This window comes from Pseudomonas baetica, from assembly GCF_051216495.1.
Lineage (GTDB): Bacteria > Pseudomonadota > Gammaproteobacteria > Pseudomonadales > Pseudomonadaceae > Aquipseudomonas > Aquipseudomonas baetica_B.
On record NZ_JBPKAM010000011.1, the window covers coordinates 1 to 23538 of the forward strand.

The window sequence follows — 23538 nt, forward strand, 5'->3', positions numbered from 1 at the left end:
CCCCCCCTCCCCCCCCCCCCCCCCCCCCCCCCCCCCCCCCCCCCCCCCCCCCCCCCCCCCCCCCCCCCCCCCCCCCCCCCCCCCCCCCCCCCCCCAGGTCCGGTTTTTTGTGGTTTAGAACGCCGTAACGCCACCATCCACCGCCAATGAATGACCGGTGGTGAACGCTGCACCATCGCTGCACAGGTACAACACCGCGCTGGCGATTTCCTCGACCTTGCCGATGCGCCCCACCGGGTGCATGGCATTGGCGAATTCGCCTTTCTTCGGATCAGCTTCATAGGCGCGGCGGAACATGTCGGTGTCGATCACGGCCGGGCATACCGCATTGACCCGGATCTTTTTCTTGGCATATTCGATGGCCGCCGATTTGGTCAGGCCAATCACCGCGTGCTTGGAGGCGGCGTAGATGCTCATTTTCGGCGCGGCGCCCAGACCGGCCACCGATGCGGTGTTGACGATCGCCCCGCCACCCTGGGCCAGCAGCAATGGCAACTGGTACTTCATGCACAACCAGACGCCTTTGACGTTGACGCCCATGATCGCGTCGAACTCGTCGACGGTGCCCTCGGCCAGCTTGCCTTTCTCGATCTCGATGCCGGCATTGTTGAAGGCATAGTCGAGTCGGCCGTAGGTGTTGATCACCTCGTCCATCAGGTTTTTTACTTCACTCTCCACGGTGACGTTACAGCGCACGAAGGTCGCTTCGCCGCCCGCTGTACGAATCAGCGCAACCGTCCCCTCGCCGCCCGCCGTGTCCATGTCAGCCACTACCACTTTCAGGCCTTCGGCGGCGAACGCCTGGGCGGTCGCTCGACCGATACCATTGGCGGCGCCTGTCACAACGGCGACCTGGCCGGAAAACGTCATGCTCATTGTTATGTCCTCGAAGAGAAGTGTGCGGGGGATCGCTTTTTTCCCAGTCTAGCCACAGCGCCTCCTGTCGCGGCAGCACTATCAGAAGGCCGGTTGGGCGACCATGAGTTGCAGTGATGGAACAGCCGTACCAACTATCACTGCACTGGATCAAGCTGCATTCGCCGCATCAGCCAAACTTGCGGCATCGCGCCTGAAGGTCTATCAACAAGGCTTCATTCATCTTGAGTGCCTGTCATGACTGCCCAGACCAATCGCCAATTCCTGCTCGCCAAACGTCCCGTCGGCGCGGCAACCCGCGAGACATTCACCTATCAGGAAGTACCGGTCGGCGAGCCGGCGGCGGGTCAGATCCTGGTCAAAAACGAATACCTGTCCCTGGACCCGGCCATGCGCGGCTGGATGAACGAGGGCAAGTCCTACATCCCTCCGGTGGGCCTGGGTGAAGTGATGCGAGCCTTGGGTGTCGGTAAAGTCGTGGCGTCGAACAACCCTGGGTTCGCAGTCGGGGACTACGTCAATGGTGCGCTGGGTGTGCAGGATTATTTCCTCGGTGAGCCGCGAGGCTTCTACAAGGTCGATCCGAATCTGGCACCGCTGCCGCGATACCTGTCCGCGCTGGGCATGACCGGCATGACGGCATACTTCGCCCTGCTCGACGTCGGCGCCCCGAAGTCTGGCGAGACGGTGGTGTTGTCGGGGGCGGCCGGCGCGGTGGGCAGCATTGCCGGGCAGATTGCCAAGATCAAGGGATGCCGGGTGGTCGGCATCGCTGGTGGCGCCGACAAGTGCAAATTCCTGATCGATGAACTGGGCTTCGACGGCGTCATCGACTACAAGAACGAAGACGTCATCGCCGGCCTCAAGCGTGAATGCCCGAAAGGCGTCGATGTGTATTTCGATAACGTCGGCGGCGACATCCTCGACGCGGTATTGAGCCGCCTGAACATGAAGGCACGGGTGGTGATCTGTGGCGCCATCAGCCAGTACAACAACAAGGAAGCGGTCAAGGGGCCGGCCAATTACCTGTCACTGCTGGTCAACCGCGCACGGATGGAAGGCTTTGTGGTAATGGATTACGCCGCACAGTTTGCCGCTGCTGGGCAGGAAATGGCCGGCTGGATAGCCAAAGGGCAGCTCAAGAGCAAGGAAGACATCGTAGAGGGACTGGAGACGTTCCCGGAGACGCTGATGAAGCTGTTCAGCGGGGAGAATTTCGGGAAGTTGGTTCTGAAGGTTTAAAGCAGTCACCAATGTGGGAGCGAGCCTGCTCGCGAAAGCGGTGTATCAGTCAACATTGATGTCGGCTGACATTCCCTCTTCGCGAGCAGGCTCGCTCCCACATTTGAATATTTAGCGTTTGATCAGGCGAGCTCAGCCACAACATCGGCCAACGCTTTTGCAGGATCCGCCGCCTGGCTGATCGGACGGCCGATCACCAGGTAATCGGAACCGGCTTCCAGCGCCTGACGCGGGGTCAGGATGCGGCGCTGGTCGTCCTGGGCGCTGCCCGCGGGGCGAATCCCCGGGGTTACCAGTTGCAGCGACGGGTGTGCCGATTTCAGGGCTTGGGCTTCCAGTGCCGAGCACACCAGGCCGTCCATTCCGGCCTTTTCCGCCAGTGCTGCCAGGCGCAGAACTTGCTCCTGCGGTTCGATATCCAGGCCGATCCCCGCCAGATCCTCACGCTCCATGCTGGTCAGCACGGTCACGCCGATCAGCAGCGGCTGCGGGCCACTGCGCTTGTCCAGCACTTCACGGCAAGCAGCCATCATGCGCAGGCCGCCGGAGCAGTGCACGTTGACCATCCATACGCCCATTTCCGCGGCGGCCTTGACCGCCATGGCGGTGGTGTTGGGGATGTCGTGGAACTTGAGGTCCAGGAACACTTCGAAACCCTTGTCGCGCAGGGTGCCGACAATTTCCGATGCGCAGCTGGTGAACAGTTCTTTACCGACTTTGACCCGGCACAGTTTCGGGTCCAACTGATCGGCCAGCTTCAGTGCGGCGTCACGGGTGGGGAAATCCAGGGCGACGATGATAGGAGTCTGGCAGGCGGACATGAGCGGGCTCTCAGGCAAGTCGAAATCGGCGCGCATTGTAGCGGAACCAGCGCCGCTGGGGGACCCGATGATCGGTAAATCGTCGAGAACGCTCAGGCAAGACTAGTCTTTGCGGCCATTGTGTCGAGTTCGGTACATTCCCGACACGTCCACAACACCCTTGGCCGCTACCCTCGCCAGCCGCAACATGTCCTTACAGCACTTCCCGCCTCCGGGCCGGACGCCTATGCTGAAGCCACAACCTCGCCGCCTATCTTTGTGGTTGGCAGCCTATACGGCAGATGAATGCACGCATGCACACGACCCACGCCCCTGTGAACGACGACCCAAAAGCGCCCGGAGACGACAAACGCTGGAGCATTCGCGCCCTGATCGTCGACGATGACGTCCCGATCCGCGAATTGATGATCGACTACCTCGCCCGGTTCAACATCCACGCCAGCGGCGTGACCGATGGCGCCGCGATGCGCCTGGCCATGCAGGCAGAACATTTCGACGTGGTGGTGCTGGACCTGATGCTGCCCGGCGAAGACGGTCTGTCGCTCTGTCGCTGGCTGCGCGCCGAGTCTGACATCCCGATCCTGATGCTCACCGCCCGCTGCGAACCCACCGACCGGATCATCGGCCTGGAACTGGGCGCCGACGACTACATGGCCAAGCCATTCGAACCCCGGGAACTGGTGGCACGCATCCAGACCATTTTGCGTCGGGTGCGCGACGACCGCACCGAACAGCGGGCGAACATTCGTTTCGACAACTGGCGGCTGAACAGCGTGTTGCGCCAGTTGATCGCTGCCGATGGCCTGGTGGTGCCGCTGTCCAACGCCGAGTTTCGCCTGCTCTGGGTGTTCATCGAACGTCCGCGCCGGGTCCTGAGCCGCGAACAACTGCTCGACGCCGCCCGCGGTCGCTCGATCGAGGCCTTTGATCGCAGCATCGACCTGCTGGTATCACGCCTGCGGCAGAAGCTCGGTGACGACCCGAAAGCGCCACAACTGATCAAAACCGTGCGCGGTGAGGGCTACCTGTTCGACGCCCGAGACATCGGTTGATGCGCGGGCGCTTCGATACGCTGTTCGGCCGCCTGTTTGGCGTGCTGATGCTGGCGATCATCATCGCGCACCTGTTGGCATTCATCTGGTTTCACCACTACGGCCCCCCGCCACCTCCCCCGCCGCCACCTCCCGTCTCAGCAGGAGATGTCCAGGGCCAACGCCAGCCACCAGACCCACGGTTCGAAAACCGTCCGCCAAGACCGTGGTTCGGCGGGCCGGTGGTGCCGTTCACCTTTCAATTGATCTCGCTGATCATTGCAGCCTGGTACGGCGCCAAACTGCTGAGTCGCCCCATCCAGCGCCTGAGCGATGCCGCCGAGCGCTTGAGCGAGAACCTCGACAGCCCGCCGTTGGAAGAATCCGGTCCTCGTGAAGCGCGGATGGCGGCGCACACCTTCAACCAAATGCAGCGACGGATACTCGAGCAAGTCAAACAACGCTCGCGGATGCTCGGCGCCGTGTCACACGACCTGCGCACGCCGCTGTCGCGGCTCAAGCTGCGACTGGAACAGATCGACGACGACAAGTTGCAAGGTCAGATGCGTCAGGATCTGGACGACATGATCAGCATGCTCGATGCGACCCTCACCTACCTTCACGAACAGCGCACCAGCGAGGCGCCGCAGTGGATGGATGTGCAAGCGCTGGTGGAGTCCCTGAGCGAAAACGCTCAGGACCAGGGTGCCGATGTCCAGGCCCTGGGGCATTGTGCACCGCTACAAGTGCAGCCGATGGCATTGCGCTCCTGCATCAACAACCTGCTGGACAATGCCCTGCGTTATGCCGGACAGGCGTTGATCACCCTGGAGGACCATCGCGGACACCTGGTGATCCGGGTCATCGACCATGGACCGGGGATCGCGTTGGAGCAACGCGAAGCGGTATTCGAACCGTTCTTTCGCCTCGAAGGTTCGCGCAATCGCAATTCCGGCGGGGTCGGCCTGGGCATGACCATCGCCCGCGAGGCAGCGCAACGGCTGGGCGGGCAGTTGAACCTGGAAGAAACTCCCGGTGGTGGACTGACTGCCGTCATTCGCCTGCCACGCATTTGAATATCCCACAGGGTGCTCGGCTAGCCTGACAACGATGTATTCCAAGCGCTACAAATCCTACACACCCACGACACCTTGTCCATTGAGGCTGCATGAGCCGGTACACCCACCGGCTTTTCCTTCCAAGGAGTGAGCCCAATGATAGGTAGCGTTAGCAGCTATTCGAGCTACACCAGCACCGCCAGTACCACCGCCAACAGCGCCCGTTCACAACAGTTCCAGAAAGAACTGCTCGCCAAGCTGGACACGAATACCGACGGCTCGGTGGATCAGGATGAACTCAAGAGTGCGTTGTCGCAGAAAAGCGACGATGGCCTGCTGGTCAGCCTGAGCAAGAATTTCGCCGACTTGGACAGTGACGACAGTGGCAGCCTGAGCAGCGAAGAGATGGCCGCAATGGCCCCTCCTCCCCCACCGCCACGGGATCAGGCGCCGGACACCGAACTCGCTGACGCGTTGATCAGCGCCCTGGACGCCGACGGTGATGGCGCCATCAGCAACGATGAACTGAGCAGCGGCCTGACCAGCGCCGGCAGCAGCGCCGACAGCACGGAAATTTTCTCGGCGCTGGACAAGAACCAGGACGGCGTCGTCAGCCAGGACGAACTCGCCGCCAGTCTTGCGCCACCGCCACAAACGTCCGCCAACGAACAGTTCAGTAGCCTCAACGCCGACACCACTGGCGATTCGACCCAATCGGCCACCCGCGAAGCCCTGGACAAAATGATCGCCAACCTGAGCAAGCAGTATTCGCTCGACAGCGTGGCAAGCGTGGGCAAGCACCTGAACGTGGCGACCTGAAGCCCGCCAGAAACCATTGTGGGAGCGAGCAGGCTCGCTCCCACAATGGCTCTGAGTGAAGCTGAACTTAACGCTTGCGCAGAATCACGCTACCGATCGAGTACCCGGCACCAAACGAGCTGAGCACCGCCAGCGAACCGGCCGGCAGGTCGTCCTGGTTCTTGTGGAACGCAATCACGGAACCGGCGGAGCTGGTGTTGGCGTAGGTGTCGAGAATCACCGGCGCTTCCTGCTCGGTGGCGTCGCGACCCAGCAGTTTTTTGACGATCAGGTGATTCATGCTGAGGTTGGCCTGGTGCAGCCAGAAGCGTTTCACATCGCTGACGTTGAGCTGGTTCTCTTCCAGATGCGTGCCGATCAACTCGGCCACCATCGGGCAGACTTCCTTGAACACCTTGCGGCCTTCCTGCACGAACAGTTTGTCCCTGGCGCCAATGCCCTCTTCCGCAGCGCGGTTGAGGAAGCCGAAGTTATTGCGAATGTTGTTGGAGAACTTGGTCAGCAGTTTGGTGCTAACCACATCGAACTGGTACTTGGACGTGGCCAGATCGGCACGCTCGACGATCACGGCGGTTGCAGCGTCGCCGAAGATGAAGTGGCTGTCGCGGTCGCGGAAGTTCAGGTGACCGGTGCAGACTTCCGGGTTGACCATCAGGATTGCCCGGGCCTGGCCCAGCTGGATGCTGTTGGCAGCGGTCTGGATGCCGAAGGTTGCCGAGGAACAGGCCACGTTCATGTCAAAACCGAAACCCTGGATGCCCAGTGCTTCCTGAACTTCGATGGCAATGGCCGGGTAGGCGCGTTGCAGGTTGGAGCAGGCGACGATCACGCCGTCGATGTCGGCTGCGGTCTTGCCGGCACGCTGCAGCGCTTGTTCAGCGGCGCCAATGGCCATTTGGCAAAGTACCGACCATTCGTCGTTGGACCGCTCCGGCAGACGAGGCGCCATGCGTTTCGGGTCGAGGATGCCTTCCTTGTCCATGACAAAGCGGCTCTTGATGCCGGACGCTTTTTCGATGAACGCTGCGCTGGACTCGGTCAGCGCTTCGACTTCGCCACGGGCAATGGCGTCGGCATTATCGGCGTTGAATTGCGCCACGTAGGTATTGAAAGACTGCACCAGCTCTTCGTTGGAGATGCTGTTGGCCGGAGTGAAAAGGCCGGTGCCGCTGATGACGACGTTATGCATGGTCGTGTCTCTAATCTGTTCAGGCAGAAAGCATTGGCACCGACGTACCAATACGCAAAGGGTCTATTCCCATCCGGGGGACGCAAACCTGGCATCGCTGTAGTCCGACAAGCACCCCGGCCAAAGGCTCTGGGTCGCGAAACCGGCGTTTATGGTCGCGAAGTTTGCCATAAACGTTAGATTTTGGCGCCTTTCTCAAGAACGATGAGTTACTTGTGGGAGCGAGCCTGCTCGCGAAAGCGGTGGATCAGCCAACAGTGATGTTTTCTGGTACTACGCATTCGCGAGCAGGCTCGCTCCCACAGGGTTCAGGGCTCTACCTGGCTCCACTGCTTGCCCAGGCGCTTGTCGGAGATCGGCACCCTGGTCCCCAATTGCTGGGCGAACAACGACACCCGGTACTCCTCCAGCCACCAGCGATACAGTTCCAGCTGTGGATCGCGCTTGCCTTCCTGGGCGTGTTTGCTGGCGCGGGTTTGGTACTGAGTCCAGAGATTGGCCAATTCGCCACTCCATACCCGGTCCTTCTGCACCTGGGCGCCCAGCTTCTCGAAGCGCTGTTCGATGGCTTTGAGGTAACGCGGCAGCTCCTTGAGCCATTGCATCGGCGTTTCCCGGACAAAACCCGGGTACACCAGTTGGCTGAGCTGCTGCTTGATGTCGTTCAGGGCCACGGCTTGCGCCAGATCGATCTTGCCCTTGAAGCGTTTTTGCAGGCCATGCCAGAGCTTGAGGATTTCCAGGGTCAGCTTCGCCACGCGCTCGGCGTGTTCGGTCCAGGCACCGCGCTTGCGCTCGGCCAGCGACGCCAGCCCGGCACCGTCACGGGGCAAGGGGTCTTCACCTTCGAGAATGCAGCTGTCGAGGCTGGCCAGCAGAATGTCTTCCACCAGCGCATCGACGCGCCCCATGTCGCGATATAGCAGGCCCAGTTCGGTCAGCCCCGGCAGCTTGCCGCGCAGGAACTTCGCCGACTCCGCCAGTTGTTGCATCAGCAAGCGCTGCAAAGCGCGACGATGCTGGAACTCGGCCTCGGCCGGCGTCGAGAAACGCCCCTCCTTGACCGTGCCGCCCTCCTCCACCAGCGCCGGATAGACCGTCATCGACAGCCCGGCAATCTTCTGCTGGGTTTTCTCGGCCACGGCGGCGAAGACTTTCGGCTCCACCGGTTGCTGGCTTTTCGCGGTTTGCGGTACGGCCAACGCCGCTTGGCTGGCTTCGGCGAAACGGGCTGTCAGCTCGGCCAGATCCCGACCTTCACCGAGGAACTTGCCCTGGGCGTCGACGATCTCCAGATTCATGCGCAGATGGTTTTCCACCTGCTGCGCCGCTTCGGCCCAGGCTTCATCGCTGACCCGGGCACCGGTCATGCGCAGCAGCTCGCGACCCAACGCCTGGGGCAACGAGCCCTCGGCGAAGGTCATGCGTTGCAGGGCGGCCTTGACGAAGTCCGGCACCGGCACGAAATTCTTGCGCAAGGCTTTGGGCAGGTTACGCACCAAGGCAATGCACTTGGCCTCGATGACACCCGGCACCAGCCATTCCAGGCGTTCTGGCGGCAGCATCGGCAACAGAGGCGCCGGCACGCGCAGGGTCACGCCGTCGCGGGGGTGGTTAGGTTCGAAGTGGTAGCTCAGCGCCAGTTCCAGATCGCCAATGTGCAGGGTGTCCGGGTAATGCTGGGCGGTGACTTCGCTAGCCTCGCGGGCCAGTACATCTTCTTCGCGCATGATCAGCAGCTGCGGATTTTTCTGGCTGTTGACTCGGTACCAGCTGTCGAAGGTCGCGGTCTGGTGAATCTCTGCCGGCAGCCGTGCATCGTAGAAAGCGAACAGGGTTTCTTCGTCGGCGAGGATGTCGCGACGACGCGCCTTGGCTTCCAGCTCATCGAGCTGTTCCAGCAATTGCTTGTTGGCGGTCAGGCATTTGGCCTTCGACTGGATCTCGCCCCGTACCAGCGCTTCACGGATGAACAGTTCGCGGGACACCACCGGGTCCGCTGGCCCGTAATGCACCGGCCGACGGCCGACTACGATCAATCCGAACAAGGTGATCTGTTCGAACGCCACCACCTGGCCGCGCTTCTTTTCCCAATGGGGTTCGAAGTGGTTTTTCTTGATCAGGTGCCCGGCCAGCGGCTCGATCCAGTCGGCATCGATCTTGGCGACCATGCGCGCATAGAGCTTGGTGGTTTCCACCAGTTCGGCGGTCATCAGCCATTGCGGGCGTTTCTTACCGATCCCCGACGAAGGATGAATCCAGAAGCGCCGCTGGCGGGCGCCGAGGTAGTCGCCTTCTTCGGTCTTCTGGCCGATCTGGCTGAGCAACCCCACCAGCACCGCCTTGTGCAGTTTCGGGTAATCCGCCGGCTCTTTGTTGAGGCTCAACTGCATGTCGCGACAGATCAGACTCAACTGACGATGGGAATCGCGCCACTCGCGCAAACGCAGGTAGTTGAGGAAATTCTTGCGGCACCAGTTACGCAACGGGTTGGCGGTGAGCGCTTGGCGTTGCTCTTCGAAACCCCGCCATAGATTGACCAGCCCGGCAAAGTCCGAGTCGGCGTCTTTCCATTGCGCGTGAGCCTGGTCCGCCGCTTGCTGACGCTCCGGCGGACGCTCGCGCGGGTCCTGGATCGACATGGCACTGGCGACGATCAACACTTCCTGCAAGCTGCCCAGCTTCGCCGCCTCCAGCAACATCCGCCCCATGCGCGGATCCACCGGTAGCCGCGCCAATTGCCGGCCAAGCGGGGTCAGCTGGCTGTTGCGATCGACCGCCGAGAGTTCTTGCAGCAGGTTGTAACCGTCGCTGATGGCCTTGCCATCCGGCGGCTCGATGAACGGGAATGCGGTGACCTCGCCAAGGCGCAGGTGCAGCATCTGCAGAATCACCGCAGCCAGGTTGGTGCGCAGGATTTCCGGATCGGTGAATTCCGGCCGGCCGAGGAAATCCTCTTCGCTGTACAAGCGCACGCAAATGCCCGGTTCGACTCGTCCGCATCGACCTTTACGCTGGTTGGCGCTGGCCTGGGAAACCGCTTCGATGGGCAGGCGCTGGACCTTGGCCCGGTAGCTGTAGCGGCTGATGCGCGCGGTGCCGCTGTCGATCACGTAGCGAATGCCCGGCACGGTCAGCGAGGTTTCGGCGACGTTGGTCGCCAGCACCACCCGACGCCCCGGATGCGACTGGAAGATCCGTTGTTGTTCGGCGGGCGACAGGCGTGCGTACAACGGCAGAATCTCGGTGTGCTTGAGCTGAGCCTTGCGCAGCATGTCGGCAGCGTCGCGGATCTCCCGCTCGCCGGGCAAGAACACCAGCACATCGCCGGGGCTGCGTCGTTCGCTGCGTTCGTATGCGGCAATTTCGTCGAGGGTGGCGAGAATTGCCTGATCCACCGTCAAGTCGTCCTCGACGCGGTTGCCTTCTTCGTCCTGCTCCAGGGTCAGCGGGCGATACCAGGTTTCCACCGGGAAGGTGCGACCGGAAACCTCGACAATCGGTGCATCGTCAAAGTGCTTGGAAAAGCGCTCCAGATCGATGGTCGCCGAGGTGATGATGACTTTCAGGTCCGGACGACGCGGCAGCAGGGTTTTCAGGTAACCGAGCAGGAAGTCGATATTGAGACTGCGTTCGTGGGCTTCGTCGACGATGATCGTGTCGTAGCGTTCCAGGTAACGGTCGTTCTGGGTTTCCGCCAGCAGGATGCCGTCGGTCATCAATTTGATCAGGGTATTGGCGTCGCTCTGATCCTCGAAGCGCACCTGATAACCGACCAGCGCGCCCAATGGCGTGCCCAGTTCCTCGGCAACCCGACTGGCCACGCTGCGCGCAGCAATCCGGCGCGGCTGGGTGTGGCCGATCAGGCCGTGTTGGCCGCGACCGATTTCCAGGCAGATCTTCGGCAACTGGGTGGTTTTACCCGAGCCGGTTTCGCCAGCGATGATCAGCACCTGATGCTTTTCCAGCGCCTTCTTGATTTCGTCGCGCTTGGCGGCGATCGGCAGGCTATCGTCATAACGAATCACTGGCAGGCTGGCCTTGCGCGCCAGCACCTGATCACAGGACGCCTGCATCCGCGCCACCCACTGGGCCAGCTTGACCTCGTCAGGTTTCTTGCGCAGCTCGAGCAACTGCCGCCGCAGCCGGTGACGGTCGGCGAGCATGGCTTGGTCGAGGTTTTTCAGCAGTTTGTCGATGGAGGGCGATTCGTCGGTCATCGGGTACGTAGTTCGGTCGTGTAGTGGCGCAAGGGTGCGGATTGTCGCAGAAAAGCAGCTTCAAGCGGCAAGCCACAAGCTACAAGTTGAACGCGGCTTTATCTTGCAGCTTGAAGCTTGTGGCTTACAGCTGCTTCCTCCTATACGGGAACACATCAATCACCTTCCCGGCCCGAATCGCCTCTTGCAGCCCTTTCCAGTAATCGGCGTTGTACAACTCGCCATGCAACTTATCGAACAGCTTGCGCTGCCCGGCGTCGGCAAACAGGAACGGCGGAAATTCTTCAGGGAATACGTCCAGCGGCCCGATCGAGTACCAGGGCTCCGAGGCCATTTCGTCCTCGGGCGTACGCGGTGCCGGGATGTGGCGGAAGTTGGCTTCGGTGAGGAAGCAGATCTCGTCGTAGTCGTAGAACACCACGCGGCCGTGACGGGTGACGCCAAAGTTCTTCAGCAGCATGTCGCCGGGAAAGATGTTCGCCGCCGCCAGTTGCTTGATCGCCAGGCCGTAATCTTCCAGCGCCTCGCGCACCTGCGCCTCGCTGGCGTTTTCCAGGTACAGGTTTAGCGGCGTCATGCGCCGTTCGGTCCAGCAGTGGCGGATCAGCACCGTGTCACCTTCCACCGAGACCGTGGACGGCGCGACTTCCAGCAGTTCTTCCAGGCACGCCGGATCGAACTTGCCCAGCGGGAAGCGGAAGTCGGCGAACTCCTGGGTATCGGCCATGCGCCCGACGCGATCGACGCTTTTCACCAGGCGGTACTTCTCGATCACCGTCGCACGGTCGACGTTTTTCGACGGTGAGAATCGGTCCTTGATGATCTTGAATACGGTGTTGAAGCCCGGCAGGGTAAACACGCTCATCACCATGCCGCGCACGCCCGGGGCCATGATGAACTGGTCGTCGGTGTTGGCCAGGTGATTGATCAGCGCCCGGTAGAACTCGGACTTACCATGTTTGTAGAAGCCGATCGAGGTGTACAACTCGGCGATGTGCTTGGCCGGCAGGATGCGTTTGAGGAAGCCGATGAACTCTGCCGGCACCGGTACATCCACCATGAAATACGAACGGGTGAAGGAGAAGATGATCGATACGTCGGCTTCGTCGGTGATCAGCGCATCGATCTGGATGCCGTGGCCTTCAAGGTGCAGCAGCGGAATCGCCAGCGGCCATTGCTCATCGGCGGTGTAGATGCGCCCCACCAGGTAGGCGCCCTTGTTGCGGTAGAGCACCGAGGAAAACAGCTCGACGCTCAATTCCGGGTCCTTGCACACCCAGTCCGGCAGGTTTTCGCGCAATTGCGCTTCCAGGCGACGCAGGTCGCCGGGCAGGTCGGCGTAGTCCTCGCTGAAGCGATAGTCGGCAAAGATGCTCGCCAGCATGCCCGACAGCTGGCCCTGTGGTTTGTAGGTACGGGTTTGCGCCGCCCTCGCCCGGCGCAGGCTTGGCCGGGTGGTGTGGATGAACATGCAGCCGTCGCTGATCAGGTCATGGCTGAACAGCCCGCAGAAAATCGAGTTGTACCAGGTCTCGGACAGCTCATCGTCGAAGCGCAGGTCGATCAGCGTGATATAGGCGCTCTTGACCAGCGGCCAGCAACTGACGTCCAGGGTGTCGGCGTCAAACGCCGTGCGCAGGCGCTCCACCGTTTCGCTGACCTTTTCTTCGTACAGGTTGATCCGCGCCGCCGACGCCGACTGCGTCTCCTGCCACCGGGCCTGCTCGAAACGGGCCCGGGCGCCGTCGGTGATCTGGCGAAAATGCTCGCGGTAATCGTCAAAGCCATCGAGGATCAAGCGGGCGATATCGGCGGCTGGCCATTGCTGCGGCATGGTGAGACCTCTGCGGGAATTTTCGAGCCTTGAGCTTAGCCAGTGAAGCGGGTGCAGGAGAAGTGTAATTTTCCGGCCGAATTAAATGCCTGGTTTTCGGTTGCCACGGACAAGGCTGTCAGCAACACTCTCGCCCTCATCAAGGAAGGAACTCGCTGTGAACCCCGTCGATATTTTCCGTTTACTGTTCCTGGCGGCCATCTGGGGAGCGAGTTTTCTGTTCATGCGCATCATCGCCCCGGTGATCGGCTCCCTGCCCACCGCGTTTTTCCGTGTGTCCATTGCCGCTGTCGGGTTGCTGGTGATTCTTGGCCTGATGCGCACCCGTTGGGACTTCAAGGGCAAACTCAAGACCGTGATGCTGCTCGGGGTGATTAACTCCGGCATTCCGGCGACGCTGTACTCCGTTGCAGCACAGGTGCTGCCCGCCGGTTATTCGTCGATTTTCAACGCCACCACGCCGCTGATGGGCGTGCTGATCGGCGGCCTGTTTTTCCATGAAAGGCTCAGCGCCGCCAAGCTCGGCGGAGTTTTTCTCGGCCTGTTCGGGGTTGGCGTGCTGACTCGCGCGGGCCCGGTGGCGTTCGATATCGGGTTGTTGATGGGCGCTGTCGCCTGCCTGCTCGCCACCACGTGCTACGGTTTTGCCGGTTTCCTGGCCCGGCGCTGGCTCGATCAGGCCGGTGGCCTCGACAGCCGTTTGTCGGCACTGGGCAGCATGCTTGGCGCGACGTTGTTCCTGCTGCCGCTTTTCGGTTACAGCGTGATCAGCCAGCCACCGTTGAGCTGGGGCGGCTGGAGCGTATGGCTGTCATTGCTTGGGTTGGGCCTGGGCTGCACGGCGTTTGCCTACATTATTTACTTCCGGCTTCTGAGTTCGATTGGTCCGGTGAAATCGATGACCACGACCTTCCTGATTCCGTTGTTCGGGGTGTTGTGGGGGGCGCTGTTTCTCGATGAGCCGCTGTCGATGGCGCATGTGTATGGCGGGGTTTTGATCGGGTTGGCGTTGTGGTTGGTGTTGAAACCAGCCAAGTAGTTTGAGGTGTGGCTGATGACGCCATCGCGGGCAAGCCCGCTCCCACAGTGATTGATGACATACACATAATCTGTGTACGACTCCAAAACCTGTGGGAGCTGGCTTGCCAGCGATGACAATTGTTCAGGCACTACAAGGCTGACGGGCTCAACTCCCCATCCACCAACCGCCGAATCCCCAACGGATTGCTGTTCTGCAACGCCTCGGGCAACAACGCATCCGGGTAATTCTGGAAGCACACCGGCCGCAGGAAACGGTCGATCGCCAACGTCCCTACGGACGTCCCCCGCGAATCCGAAGTCGCCGGGTACGGCCCGCCATGCACCATTGCTTCGCAGACTTCGACTCCGGTCGGGTAGCCATTAAGCAAAATCCGCCCGACCTTCTCCTGCAGCAATTCCGCCAGCCAGCGATACTCCAGCAACTCCTCAGGTTCGCCGATCAAAGTCGCCGTCAATTGCCCGCGAAGGCCCTGCAAGGCAGCAGCCAACTGCACCTGATCCTCGACCTCAACGACGATCGTGGTCGGCCCGAACACTTCCTCCTGAAGCAACTCATCGCCCTTGAGCAACAGGCTGACGTCTGCCTTGAACACTTGCGGCTGCGCCTGATTCCCTTGCTGCGGCCTGCCTGCCAGGTGTGTCAGGCCCGGATGCTCGTGCAGTTCTCCCAGGCCTCGGCTGTAGCTGGTCAATGCGCCTGCGTTGAGCATGGTCTGCGCCGGTTGCTCGTTCATGGTGGCGCAAAACGTGTTCAGGAACTGGCTGAACTGCGGTGAACGCAGGCCGATGACCAGACCGGGATTGGTGCAGAACTGACCGCAACCCAAGGTCACCGATCCGGCCAGTTGTGCTGCAATCTGCTCGCCGCGCACTGCCAGCGCTTCAGGTAGCAGGAATACCGGGTTGATGCTCGACATCTCGGCAAATACCGGAATCGGTTGCGGCCGGGTCGCGGCCATGTGGCTCAGGGCATTACCGCCCTTGAGCGACCCGGTGAAGCCCACGGCCTGAATCGCCGGATGCTTGACCAGCCACTCGCCGACGCCACCGCCATAGATCATGTTGAACACACCGGCCGGCATTTGCGTACGCTCGGCGGCGCGGATGATCGCGTCCGCCACCCATTCGGCCGTTGCCATGTGCCCACTGTGGGCCTTGAACACCACCGGGCAGCCGGCTGCCAGTGCCGAAGCGGTATCGCCACCGGCGGTGGAAAATGCCAGCGGGAAATTACTGGCGCCAAACACGGCGACAGGTCCCAGCGCGATGCGGTACTGGCGCAGGTCCGGGCGTGGCAATGGCTGGCGCTCGGGCAAGGCACGGTCGATCCGCGCACCGTAGAAGTCCCCGCGACGCAGCACCTTGGCGAACAGGCGCAACTGACCGCTGGTGCGACCGCGCTCACCTTGGATACGCCCGGCCGGCAATGCAGTTTCACGACACACGGTGGCGACGAAATCATCGCCCAATGCGTCGATTTCATCAGCGATGGCATCAAGGAAGATCGCGCGTTTTTCCGCACTCAGGTTGCGGTAAATCGGGTAAGCCGACGCGGCGGCTTTGGCGGCGGCGTCCACTTCGGCTTCACTGGCTTGGAAAAACCGGCCGGGCAATGGCTCACCCGTGGTGGCGTCGAGGCTTTGCAACTGCAAGGTACCGTTGGCGCTGCGACGCCCGCCGATGTAGTTATGTCCCAGAATCATGGTCATGAGCATTTCCTTTTGGCAGATTTAGAGTGCACGCACCTGGCCGATCGGCAGCGGTTGGGCACTCTCGCCAATGCCGTTGACCAGCGGTGCACCGAACTCATCGAGGCTGATCTGGAAACGATCCCCCGGCTGGGTCCGCACGCCATCGGCGAACGACAGCGTGGCCGTGCCGAAGTAATGCACGTGGACATCGCCGGGGCGCAAAAACTGCGCGTACTTGAAGTGATGGAATTCGAGGTTGGCCAGGCTGTGGCACATGTTGTCCTCGCCGCTGAGAAACTCCTTCTCCCAGATCGTTACGCCGTTGCGCTTGATGCGGCTGGTGCCCACCAGATGTCTCGGCAATTCACCGACGCGCAGCTCCGGACCGTAGGCGCAGAAGCGCAGTTTCGAGTGCGCCAGGTACAGGTAATTGCGACGCTCCATGACATGGTCGGAAAACTCGTTGCCCAAGGCGTAGCCCACGCGATACGGCAAGCCGTCATCGCCGATCACATAGAGGCCAGTCAGTTCCGGCTCTTCACCCGCGTCCTCGGCGAACGGTGGTACCGGGAAGTCCGCACCGGGACGCACGACGATGCTGCCGTCGCCCTTGTAGAACCACTCCGGTTGCGCACCGACCTGCCCGTCCGCCGGTTTGCCACCCTCCAGGCCCCATTTGAAGATGCGCATGGTGTCGGTCATGCCGGCTTCGACTTCACCGTCGTGCTGGTGCATTTTGTCCCGCGCCGAGGCACTGCCCAGGTGGGTCAGGCCGGTGCCGCTGATCAGGCAATGGGCCGGGTCTTCATGGTCCAGCGGCGGCAAGACTCTGCACTGCTGCAGCAGATCGGCGTAGTCCGGGCCGGGCTCGGTACCACGCTGGGCGATTTCTTCCTGCAGGCTGCGTTGGGCGCGAATCGCCGCGAGTGCCAGTTCACGGGTGCTTTGGGTGCTTCTAAGCACCTGAATCCGTGCGCCGTCGACGACGCCAACCTGGCGCTCACCGGCAGTGTTTTCAAATTGAATCAGGCGCATGTCGGCCCTCCGGAAAGTCGTGGATGAGTGGTGAGGGGATTTATCCCCTCACCACAAGATCATTCGATGATGTTGAAGTCGCTCAGGTACTCATCGGAGATTTCCAGGCCCAGGCCCGGCTTGTTGTCGTCGAGCTGGATGTAGCCGTTGACCGGCTGCGGCTCGCCCTTGAACACGTAGTAGAAGAGTTCGTTGCCGACCTCGACGTCGAACACCGGGAAGAACTCGGCCATCGGCGAGGCGGTGGTGGACATGGTCAGGTGGTAGTTGTGCATCTGCCCGGCATGGGGGATCACCGGTACCGACCAGGCTTCGGCCATGGCGTTGATCTTGCGCGCCGCGGTGATGCCGCCCACGCGGTTGGTGTCGTACTGGATCACGTCGACGGCGCGGCGTTCCAGCAGGTCCTTGAAGCCATAGGAAGTGAATTCGTGCTCGCCGCCGGAGATCGGCATGATCCCCATTTTTTTCAGCTCGATGTAGCCTTCGATGTCATCGGCGATCACCGGCTCTTCCAGCCAGCGCGGTTCGAATTCGGCCAGTTTCGGCAACATGCGCCGGGCGTATTCCAGGGTCCAGCCCATGTAGCACTCAAGCATGATGTCGACGTCGGGGCCTGCCAGTTCACGCAAGGCGCGCACTTGCTCGATGTTGCGACGCATGCCCGCCGGGCCGTCTTTCGGACCGTAGCCGAAACGCATTTTCAACGCGGTGAAACCCTGGTTCAGATAACCCTGAGCCTCTTCGAGGAACAGGTCGAGGTTGTCGTTGGCGTAGAGCTTGGAAGCGTAGGTCCAGATTTTTTCCTTGGTGCGGCCGCCGAGCAGCTTGAACACCGGTTTGTTCACCGCCTTGCCCATGATGTCCCAGATCGCGATGTCGATCGCCGAGATCGCCGCCATGCCAATGCCTTTACGGCCCCAGGCGTGGCTCTGGCGGTACATCTTCTGCCAGATGTATTCGTTGTCGAACGGGTCTTCGCCGATGGCAATCGGTGCCAGGTAGGTGTCGATGATTTCCTTGGCCACGCGCGGCGCCAGGGCGCAGTTACCGATGCCGACAAGACCGGTGTCGGTCTCGACTTCCACCACCAGCCAACCGTGGAAACGGAACGAGCCCATGGCGTCGCCGCGTTCGAAAAGAATGTCGCTGGCGTTGGTGCAGAAGTGCGCTTGGGGTGGAACGACCTTGCCTTTCCACTCGAAAACGCGGGTACGGATTGCTTTGATTTTCATGAATACAGTTCCTTGCTAACGCTTGGGTAGTGATCAGCCAACCTGAGCCGGTGTGAGCTGCGAGGGGGATGTGTGGGTGGTGCGAAGTCGGGACAGCAGGATGGCGCCCAGGATGCCGACCATGGCCAGGGCGAACATGCCGGCACGGGGGTCTGCGAACGAGGTTTCCATCACGGTTTTCAGGTTCGGCGCGACGAAGCCGCCGAGGTTGCCGAGGGAGTTGATCAGGGCGATCCCGCCGGCTGCGGCGGCACCGCTGAGGTAGCTGGTGGGGATGGTCCAGAACAGTGGCTGCACCGTGACGAAACCGGCAGCGGCGAAGCAGAACGCGAGGACCACCGGCACCATGCTGGTGCCCAGCGCCGAGGCGGCGATGCCCACGGCAGCCATGGTCAGCATGCACACGGCGAGACGACGATGCTGGCCGGTGCGGTCGGCATAACGGGTGACGATACGGGTCACGATCAGCGCGCAGATCCATGGAATCGCCGTGATCAGGCCGACGTTCAAACCGACGTGCCCGTCGAGCAGACCGGCAATTCGCGTTGGCAGGTAGAACACCACGCCGTACACGCTCATCTGGATCGTGAAATAGGCCACACAGAATTGCAGCACTTTCGGGTTGCGCAGGGCACTGAGGAAACCGTGGGGGCTGCTGTGTTTTTTCTGCGCGTCCTCATCGGCCAGGGCTTTTTCCAGTGCCAGTTTTTCCTCGACGCTGAGCCATGTGGCTTGGGCCGGACGGTTGACCAGATAGAAGTACGCGGCAATGCCCACCACCGACGCCATCAGGCCTTCGACCACGAACAGCCACTGCCAGTTGGTCAGGCCGAACACACCGTGGAAGTCCAGCAACCAACCCGACAACGGACTGCCCAACACCAGCGCCAGCGGCAGGCCGAAGTAGAACAGACCGAGGGCCTGGCCACGGCTCTGCGCCGGGAACCAGTAGGTGAGGTAGAGGATGATGCCCGGGAAGAACCCGGCTTCAGCCACACCGAGCAAGAAGCGCAGCACGTAGAAGGTTTCGGCGTTGTGGGCGAACATCATCGCCGCCGACACCAGCCCCCAGGTGACCATGATCCGGCACAGCCAGACCTTGGCGCCGAGGCGATGCAGCATGTAGTTGCTCGGCACTTCGAAGAACGCATAGCCGATAAAGAAGATGCTCGCACCAAAGGCAAACGCGGCATCGCCCAGGCCGGTGTCCGCCTGCAACGCTGCCTTGGCGAAGCCGACGTTGGAGCGATCGATGAAGGCCAGGATGTACATCAGGATCAGGAACGGCAGCAAACGCAGCCGGCTTTTGGAGATGGCACTGGACAAAACCAGGGCGGAATCTGGACGGGTCATGGGTGTGTTCCTTTACTGCCGGTCTGTGCCTTGCGGAAGTGACAAGGCGGGCTTTTTGTAGTTGTCATTCGCCTGATTGCAGCGGCTCGAAATGGCCGGTTGCGTTCATTCGATGGAGCGACTTTAGCCAGCGCAAAGGGGCTCGGATAATCACTTATGCACATCCATCGATAACCTGGGGTGATAGCAAAATCCGGTTAATGGGTAGATCGAGTTATCAGCCATCGCACAAAAAAAGTGGGAGCGGGCTTGCTCGCGAATGCGTTCTGTCAGTCACTTCAAAGGTGTCTGGCAGATTGCATTCGCGGGCAAGCCCGCTCCCACAGGGTTTTGCATGGGTCACAAATTCGTGCGACACCATCAAATCATTGTGGGAGCGAGCCTGCTCGCGAAAGCGGTGTGACAGTCACTTCCATAGTGTCTGCCTAGCCGATTTCGCGAGCAGGCTCGCTCCCACAGGGGTAATGCGTTTAGTTGTTGTTAGCGCCCATCCGGCAGGCGATTTCGAAGGCCTGGCGCGTGGCGCCGACGTTGGCCTTGCCCTGCCCCGCTATGTCGAAGGCGGTACCGTGGGCCGGGGTAGTGATCGGGATCGGCAGGCCGCCCTGTACGGTGACGCCACGGGAGAAGCCCATCAGTTTGATCGCGATCTGCCCCTGATCGTGGTACATGGTCACCACCGCGTCGAAGGCGCTGGCATCGCCCTGGACCTTGAGGAAAATCGTGTCCCCCGGATACGGCCCTTCCGCCGCGATCCCCAGTGCCTGGGCCGAACGCACCGCCGGGCCGATGATGTCCAGTTCCTCACGACCGAACGAGCCGTTGTCGCCATTGTGCGGATTGAGCCCGCAGACACCGATTCGCGGTTTTTCCAGGCCGCTGCGTTTGAGGGCGGTGTCAATCAGTTGGATCGCTTCCACCACCCGTTTCTCACTCAACAGCCCCGACACCTCGGACAGCGCCACATGAGACGTCACCCGCGAAGTCCAGAGATTGTCGAGCACGTTGAACTCGCAGAACGGCCCGTGGAAATCCAGCAACTCGGCGAACCAGTGCAGCTCGTCGTTGTGGGCCATGCCGGCCATGTGCAGCGACGTCTTGTTCAGCGGCCCGAACAGCACCGCATCGGTGGTGCCGGCCTCGGTCAGGCGCAGGGCTTTTTCCAAGGTGTCGAGGCTGTAGCGACCGCCAATCACACTGGCTTCACTGCGCGGGAATTCACCAACCGTGTCGCCGCGGAAATCGTAGAACAGTGGCGTGTCATCAATGAACGACAGTTGCTCCAGCGACTCCACCCGGCGATAGGGAAACTCCATCCCGGCAATGCGCATGCCGCGACGCATCTCGGCTTCGTCGGCAATCAGGATCACCTGGGCCTGGCTGCGCACCTCGGGTTCGCCGAGCAGGCGTGCGATCAGTTCCGGGCCAATGCCCGCCGGGTCGCCCAGGACCATGGCGATGGTGGTTTTTTTCATGCTTCACTCCTCAAGGATTCAGGCGCTGCCCGGTCAAGGGCGCAAGGCTCGCAGCGATAGACCCGCTGCGCGTTGCTGTAGAACAGCCGCTCCTGCTCAGCCAACGGCAGATCGGCGACGATGGATTTGAAACCGCTGTAGATGTCATCGAAAGAGCCACACAGACTGTCCACCGGAAAGTTGCTGGCGAACATCGCTCGATGGCTGCCGAACATGGCTATGATCTCGCGCACGATCCAGGCGTTGTCGATGGCGCGCCAGGCCCGGCCCGCCTGACCCAAACCGGAAATCTTCACTTGCACGTTCGGCCACTGGGCCAGTCGCGCCATTGCCGTGCGCCAGCCCGCCAGGCCCTCGGCGCTGCGGTCATTGGGCAATCCGGCATGGTTGAGAATCAGGGTGATGCCGGGAAAGTCCCGGGCCAGCCGTTCAGCCTCGGGCAGGTTCCACCAAGGCGTCTGCAAGTCGAAATGCAGGCCCAGGCCTTCGAGCGCGGCATAACTGCGCCGCCAGTGTTCGTCGCTCATCAGGCTGCGCACGCGACCGAACTGTTCGGGTGATGCCGGCCCGCCGGGCTTGTGCCGCACGCTGCGCACGCACTTGTAAGAGGCCTGTTCGGTCAATACCGCAATGGCGTCCGGATGATCCAGCCAAGCCTGTGCAACGATCGCATTCGGGACGCCGTAGCGGGCGGCCAGTTGCTCGATAAAACGGGTTTCGCCAATCGGGTCCTGCGGGTTCCACTCGGTCTCCACGTACACGGTCTGCACCACCCGATGCTCACCGGCGTCGGCGAAGTAATCCTCGGGAAAATAGCGGCGCTTGATCGCACTGTAATCACCGTAGCGAAACGGGATGCTCGCCTCGGGCGCGAGCCACGGGTGATCGTTGACGGCCGGGTCCCAGAAGTGATGATGGGCGTCGATGATCGGGCCATTCCAACGCTTATCCATGGCGTACCTCGTCGAGACTGATGAACAACGTTGCAAACACAAACACCGCCGAGCACGCCGCAAAGAACCCGAGTACCGGGGCAAAACCGCCGGACATTTGCAGGATCACGCCCACCAGAATCGGCACCGCGATACCGCCGGTGCTGCCGGCCATGTTCATCACGCCGCCGATCAGGCCGACCCGTGCCGGGGCTGCCAACAACGCCGGGAAACTCCAGTAGAGACTGCCCCACATAAGGAAAAACGCGGTCAGGGCCAACAGCGCCACAGCGGCATAGGGATTGCTCAGCGTCGGCAACAACAGGAAGGCGCCGAGGGCCACCAGGCCGGAGAACGCCAGCAGGCTCTTGACCGCCACCCCGCGTCGCACGCCCTTGCGGATCAAGCCATCGCAGAGAAAACCACCGGTCAGCGAACCCAGGGCGCCGCAGATGAAAATCACGAAGGTCGCCGCGCCAATGCCCTTGATATCAAAGCCGCGAGCCTGGGACAGATAACTCGGCCCCCAGGTCAGCAGACCGAAATACACCATGGCCCAACTGGCCCGCCCGATCAGCAGACCACTCAGGGAACGGAGGGCGATGCCCAAGCCCTTGACGGGCGCACGGGCGGCTTCGCTGACGGGCGTGGCGCGCCCGGCGTTGATCTTTTCCAGCTCCAGCGCATTGACCTGCGGGTGGCTGTTGGGGTCATCGCGCAGGTAGCGCCATGCCAGCCAAGCCAGCGCCAAGGTCGCGACGCCGGCAATCACAAACGCCAAACGCCAGGAATCGAGCGTTGCAATCAGAAAGGCGATGATCAACCCACCCAGTGCCACACCCAGCGGGCTGCCGCTGTCCATCAGCACCGCGCCGCGACTGCGTTCGCTGGGCGCCAGCCACAGGGAAATCAACTTGCCACCGGAGGGGAACAGCGGCGCTTCCGAGGCCCCCAGCGCCACGCGGGCAAACAACAGCGACAAGCCACCGGTGGCAAACGCCGCCAGCACCTGAAACGTGCCCCACAATCCGGTGGACCAACCGATCACCCGATGCGGGCCAAAGCGATCGATCAACCAGCCGCCGGGAATCTGCAACAACGCATAGGCCCAAAAAAAGCTGCTGAGGATCAGCCCCTGCATACTGGGAGACAGGGAAAACTCATGGGCGATGGTGGGCATGGCGATGGACAGCGACACCCGATCGATCAGGTTGACCATGGTCAACGCAAAGATGATCGCGAAGATCCGCCAGTGCACATTGCTGGCTTTGAGGGTGGTGGCCTGCGGGGTTGCAACGGCGGCGGACGAAACATCGGCGCCGGGCAAATGCAGGGAAGCACTGGGACGAGCCATGGTGCGTACCTCTTTTATTATTTTTGTCGGGGAACAACTTTGCCGTCTGTCTGTAGGAGCGAGCATGCTCGCGATGAACCTGAGAGCACCACGGGGTGTCAGGCACCCCATGTCATCGTTAACGACCATCGCGAGCATGCTCGCTCCTACAGGAAAAGCGGCCTTGGTGAGCACTATCGAAGGCCCAGCGATAACCGTCTAATCAAAACTTGAAATCAGGCGATAGCCTCGAGTTATGGCATACCTGTCTTTCACTGCGCTTTCAGCAAAACTCTACTGTTTCGACTTGTTACCAATATCGCTCTGGTCCACGGCTTTGAGCATTCGCTGCT

17 protein-coding genes are annotated in these 23538 nt (G+C 61.5%); 5 read left to right on the plus strand and 12 right to left on the minus strand.

The window, feature by feature from the left end; translation table 11 throughout:
* Nucleotides 1-114: 114 nt before the first annotated feature.
* On the minus strand, nucleotides 115-876 hold the full coding sequence (locus ACSFE6_RS06550) for an SDR family oxidoreductase (protein ID WP_339555604.1): 762 nt from the start codon (nucleotides 874-876) through the stop codon (nucleotides 115-117).
* 237 nt (nucleotides 877-1113) lie between these two features.
* Here ACSFE6_RS06550 and ACSFE6_RS06555 point away from each other — a divergent pair, with 237 nt between their 5' ends.
* Nucleotides 1114-2118: an NADP-dependent oxidoreductase gene (locus tag ACSFE6_RS06555; protein WP_435426832.1), complete on the plus strand. Its 1005-nt coding sequence runs from the start codon at nucleotides 1114-1116 to the stop codon at nucleotides 2116-2118.
* A gap of 122 nt (nucleotides 2119-2240) precedes the next feature.
* Here the strand turns inward: ACSFE6_RS06555 and pyrF are convergent, their stop codons facing one another.
* Nucleotides 2241-2939 (minus strand): orotidine-5'-phosphate decarboxylase, encoded by a 699-nt coding sequence (pyrF, locus tag ACSFE6_RS06560; RefSeq protein WP_175389663.1) that lies wholly within the window; start codon nucleotides 2937-2939, stop codon nucleotides 2241-2243.
* 293 nt (nucleotides 2940-3232) lie between these two features.
* Between pyrF and ACSFE6_RS06565 the strand changes: the two genes are divergently transcribed.
* The 3 genes from ACSFE6_RS06565 (at nucleotide 3233) to xopAW (ending at nucleotide 5847) form a co-directional block, all read left to right on the plus strand.
* Nucleotides 3233-3991 carry a response regulator gene (locus ACSFE6_RS06565; protein WP_435426833.1) on the plus strand — a complete coding sequence of 253 codons (759 nt, stop codon included), beginning with the start codon at nucleotides 3233-3235 and terminating at the stop codon, nucleotides 3989-3991.
* Nucleotides 3991-5046 (plus strand): sensor histidine kinase, encoded by a 1056-nt coding sequence (locus ACSFE6_RS06570; protein WP_435426834.1) that lies wholly within the window; start codon nucleotides 3991-3993, stop codon nucleotides 5044-5046. The genes ACSFE6_RS06565 and ACSFE6_RS06570 overlap by 1 nt, the downstream gene beginning before the upstream one ends.
* Nucleotides 5047-5184: 138 nt before the next feature.
* A complete protein-coding gene (gene xopAW, locus ACSFE6_RS06575; protein ID WP_435426835.1) occupies nucleotides 5185-5847 on the plus strand; it encodes a XopAW family type III secretion system calcium-binding effector in 663 nt (220 codons plus the stop codon).
* A 67-nt stretch (nucleotides 5848-5914) separates the two neighbouring features.
* On the opposite strand, the gene ACSFE6_RS06580 is transcribed toward xopAW, so the two are convergent.
* From ACSFE6_RS06580 to aceK, 3 genes are all read right to left on the minus strand, one after another.
* Nucleotides 5915-7036, minus strand: coding sequence for a beta-ketoacyl-ACP synthase III (locus tag ACSFE6_RS06580; protein ID WP_435426836.1), 1122 nt, complete (start codon nucleotides 7034-7036; stop codon nucleotides 5915-5917).
* 308 nt (nucleotides 7037-7344) lie between these two features.
* Nucleotides 7345-11256: an ATP-dependent RNA helicase HrpA gene (gene hrpA, locus ACSFE6_RS06585; RefSeq protein WP_435426837.1), complete on the minus strand. Its 3912-nt coding sequence runs from the start codon at nucleotides 11254-11256 to the stop codon at nucleotides 7345-7347.
* Nucleotides 11257-11380: 124 nt separating this feature from the next.
* Nucleotides 11381-13090: a bifunctional isocitrate dehydrogenase kinase/phosphatase gene (aceK, locus tag ACSFE6_RS06590; protein WP_435426838.1), complete on the minus strand. Its 1710-nt coding sequence runs from the start codon at nucleotides 13088-13090 to the stop codon at nucleotides 11381-11383.
* Between the two features lie 157 nt (nucleotides 13091-13247).
* Here aceK and ACSFE6_RS06595 point away from each other — a divergent pair, with 157 nt between their 5' ends.
* Nucleotides 13248-14129, plus strand: coding sequence for a DMT family transporter (locus tag ACSFE6_RS06595; RefSeq protein ID WP_435426839.1), 882 nt, complete (start codon nucleotides 13248-13250; stop codon nucleotides 14127-14129).
* A gap of 130 nt (nucleotides 14130-14259) precedes the next feature.
* Here ACSFE6_RS06595 and ACSFE6_RS06600 read toward each other — a convergent pair whose 3' ends face one another.
* From ACSFE6_RS06600 to ACSFE6_RS06630, 7 genes are all read right to left on the minus strand, one after another.
* On the minus strand, nucleotides 14260-15840 hold the full coding sequence (locus tag ACSFE6_RS06600; RefSeq protein ID WP_435426840.1) for an aldehyde dehydrogenase (NADP(+)): 1581 nt from the start codon (nucleotides 15838-15840) through the stop codon (nucleotides 14260-14262).
* A 21-nt stretch (nucleotides 15841-15861) separates the two neighbouring features.
* Complete coding sequence (gene araD1, locus ACSFE6_RS06605) at nucleotides 15862-16857, minus strand: AraD1 family protein (protein WP_435426841.1); 996 nt, start codon at nucleotides 16855-16857, stop codon at nucleotides 15862-15864.
* Nucleotides 16858-16916: 59 nt separating this feature from the next.
* Nucleotides 16917-18092, minus strand: a complete 1176-nt coding sequence (locus ACSFE6_RS06610) for an L-rhamnonate dehydratase (RefSeq protein ID WP_007972458.1) — start codon at nucleotides 18090-18092, stop codon at nucleotides 16917-16919.
* A gap of 33 nt (nucleotides 18093-18125) precedes the next feature.
* Nucleotides 18126-19445 (minus strand): MFS transporter, encoded by a 1320-nt coding sequence (locus tag ACSFE6_RS06615; RefSeq protein WP_435426842.1) that lies wholly within the window; start codon nucleotides 19443-19445, stop codon nucleotides 18126-18128.
* Between the two features lie 470 nt (nucleotides 19446-19915).
* A complete protein-coding gene (locus ACSFE6_RS06620) occupies nucleotides 19916-20920 on the minus strand; it encodes a 4-hydroxythreonine-4-phosphate dehydrogenase PdxA (protein WP_435426843.1) in 1005 nt (334 codons plus the stop codon).
* Complete coding sequence (locus tag ACSFE6_RS06625; protein WP_435426844.1) at nucleotides 20917-21873, minus strand: amidohydrolase family protein; 957 nt, start codon at nucleotides 21871-21873, stop codon at nucleotides 20917-20919. Before ACSFE6_RS06625 ends, ACSFE6_RS06620 begins: the two co-directional genes overlap by 4 nt.
* The gene (locus ACSFE6_RS06630; RefSeq protein ID WP_435426845.1) at nucleotides 21866-23206 is read right to left on the minus strand and encodes an MFS transporter; all 1341 of its coding nucleotides are present in this window, start codon (nucleotides 23204-23206) and stop codon (nucleotides 21866-21868) included. The genes ACSFE6_RS06625 and ACSFE6_RS06630 overlap by 8 nt, the downstream gene beginning before the upstream one ends.
* Nucleotides 23207-23538 lie beyond the last annotated feature (332 nt).

Bases quoted from the DNA above. Each gene is read 5' to 3' on its own strand.
- ACSFE6_RS06550 (WP_339555604.1), bottom strand. From the start codon at position 876: ATGAGCATGACGTTTTCCGGCCAGGTCGCCGTTGTGACAGGCGCCGCC.
- ACSFE6_RS06555 (WP_435426832.1), top strand. From the start codon at position 1,114: ATGACTGCCCAGACCAATCGCCAATTCCTGCTCGCCAAACGTCCCGTC.
- pyrF (WP_175389663.1), bottom strand. From the start codon at position 2,939: ATGTCCGCCTGCCAGACTCCTATCATCGTCGCCCTGGATTTCCCCACC.
- ACSFE6_RS06565 (WP_435426833.1), top strand. From the start codon at position 3,233: ATGCACACGACCCACGCCCCTGTGAACGACGACCCAAAAGCGCCCGGA.
- ACSFE6_RS06570 (WP_435426834.1), top strand. From the start codon at position 3,991: ATGCGCGGGCGCTTCGATACGCTGTTCGGCCGCCTGTTTGGCGTGCTG.
- xopAW (WP_435426835.1), top strand. From the start codon at position 5,185: ATGATAGGTAGCGTTAGCAGCTATTCGAGCTACACCAGCACCGCCAGT.
- ACSFE6_RS06580 (WP_435426836.1), bottom strand. From the start codon at position 7,036: ATGCATAACGTCGTCATCAGCGGCACCGGCCTTTTCACTCCGGCCAAC.
- hrpA (WP_435426837.1), bottom strand. From the start codon at position 11,256: ATGACCGACGAATCGCCCTCCATCGACAAACTGCTGAAAAACCTCGAC.
- aceK (WP_435426838.1), bottom strand. From the start codon at position 13,090: ATGCCGCAGCAATGGCCAGCCGCCGATATCGCCCGCTTGATCCTCGAT.
- ACSFE6_RS06600 (WP_435426840.1), bottom strand. From the start codon at position 15,840: ATGACCATGATTCTGGGACATAACTACATCGGCGGGCGTCGCAGCGCC.
- araD1 (WP_435426841.1), bottom strand. From the start codon at position 16,857: ATGCGCCTGATTCAATTTGAAAACACTGCCGGTGAGCGCCAGGTTGGC.
- ACSFE6_RS06610 (WP_007972458.1), bottom strand. From the start codon at position 18,092: ATGAAAATCAAAGCAATCCGTACCCGCGTTTTCGAGTGGAAAGGCAAG.
- ACSFE6_RS06615 (WP_435426842.1), bottom strand. From the start codon at position 19,445: ATGACCCGTCCAGATTCCGCCCTGGTTTTGTCCAGTGCCATCTCCAAA.
- ACSFE6_RS06620 (WP_435426843.1), bottom strand. From the start codon at position 20,920: ATGAAAAAAACCACCATCGCCATGGTCCTGGGCGACCCGGCGGGCATT.
- ACSFE6_RS06625 (WP_435426844.1), bottom strand. From the start codon at position 21,873: ATGGATAAGCGTTGGAATGGCCCGATCATCGACGCCCATCATCACTTC.
- ACSFE6_RS06630 (WP_435426845.1), bottom strand. From the start codon at position 23,206: ATGGCTCGTCCCAGTGCTTCCCTGCATTTGCCCGGCGCCGATGTTTCG.